The organism is Candidatus Planktophila sp. (assembly GCA_030681675.1).
GTDB lineage: Bacteria > Actinomycetota > Actinomycetes > Nanopelagicales > Nanopelagicaceae > Planktophila.
In genome coordinates, this window is record JAUXRP010000035.1 from 1 (window position 1) to 1,867 (window position 1,867).

At 48.7% G+C, this 1,867-nt stretch carries 1 protein-coding gene; it reads left to right on the plus strand.

Annotated elements, in window-relative coordinates; genetic code table 11:
* Window positions 1-127 precede the first annotated feature (127 nt).
* The coding region (locus Q8K48_06760; protein ID MDP1852097.1) for an FISUMP domain-containing protein at window positions 128-1,867 on the plus strand (1,740 nt) is incomplete at its 3' end.

A 1,867-nucleotide genomic window follows, 5' to 3' on the forward strand; every position in this document is an offset into this window, starting at 1 on the left:
GGATTATCAAGGCACACCTTTTACTTCTGAAAATTATACAAGCGTCGCATCTGACGACTCGGATTATGCGAACACTACAGCAGCCACTTCTTTCGCATGTGGAACTTCCACTGTTTCCAGGGATGGAATAACTTACGGCACAGTACTCGGTGCGGATGGTAAATGTTGGCTCGATAGAAACTTGGGCGCTACTCGGGTGGCTACGGCATATAATGATTCAGCGGCTTATGGGTGGATTTTTCAATGGGGTCGAGGTGTAGATGGACATCAGATTGTCAGACCAACACCTAGCGGTACGACGACCGTACTCAGTCTTACTGATACACCTGGTCATGCTAATTTTATAAAAAATGATAATGCTCCTCGTGACTGGCGTAGTACGAGAAATGATAACCTCTGGCAAGGAGAAGATGGCATAAATAATCCATGCCCTACTGGTTTCCGTCTGCCAACGATAACGGAATGGAGCGCAATTGTGTCAGCCGCCGGTATCACGAATTACAACACGGCTTTCAGCTCAAATTTGAAATTTACTACCGCCGGCATGCGGAACGGTGATACTGCCGCAATCGTTAGTCAGGGTATTGGCGGCTATTATTGGTCAACTAGTCTGACTGGAAGCACTTTAAAAACTATCTATGCTCCACGAATTGTTGTATCAGCAGTGGATCTGACTGAAAATTGGCGCCGTGCTTACGCTTGCTCTGTTCGTTGCCTTGAAAATTCAAATATTTTTATGCCTGCTTATGCTTCCCAGCTCTACACCTTCGATACCAGTGCCTATGCCAATCAATCTAAGCTAGAATTGAATCTTCTTGCCTACGCGACAGCCAGTGCCGGCAATGGTATCACAACTAAAATCTGGAACAACGACACTTCAACCTGGGAAACTCTGGAATCACTGGCTAATACCAGCGCAACAATGCCAGAAACCCCATCCACTCAACAAATTACCGCTAATGTTGAAGATTATCTCGATGTCGACAAAAAAATCAGGATTCTCGTCCATTCGACCAATCCATCAGCTTCCGGTACTGATGCAATCCTCAACACCGATTATCTCAAACTGACAGTCTGGGTCTCGCCGTCCGTTTCCACTAATGCCACCACTGGCATTACTTTCAATTCAGCCACGGGTAATGGTAATGTGACTAATACTAACGGTGAAGATCCGATTAGTCGGGATATCCAATGGGGGACAACCAGTGGGATATATACCGATTCTTGTAGTGCCGGTGCTGGTTCTAGCGGCGTCTATTCTTGTCCGATAACCAATCTTGCTCCCAACACCACCTATTACTACCGGGCCAAAGCTACTAACAGTTCCGGTTCTGGTTATGGTGAGGAACAAAGTTTCACCACATTGGCAGGTGAAATAACGGTCAGCAATCCCACTCCCACCGACATCACCGAACTCTACACCGACAGCTACATCGCTTTTGATTCCGGCACTCTCGACAGCACCAATCAAGTCACCACCCATATCGACGTCACCCTGGCTACCGGCGCCAACCAAATCACCCTGCCGGACAATACCGTCATCACTAACACCGAGGGTGGCAACTTCGATATGTCCGCTTTTGACATCACCCTCCGGGATGTCCGGAGCGAAGTCCCCGACAGTCTGGCTGCTATCAAAGTCGGTGTCCCCGGCACCCAACTGACTTTCACCAACAACCCGGTCACCCTCAATATCTACCTCGGCTCCCAGCATAACGGCAAGACAATGCAAATCCAATACCAAAACGAAAACGAAGCTCTCTGGAACGACCAAGGCTCCTGCGTCATCACCGACAGCCTCTGCACCTTCACCACCACCCACGCCACCACTTACTCAGTCAATGGCGACGGCTCTCTCCAAGGCGAA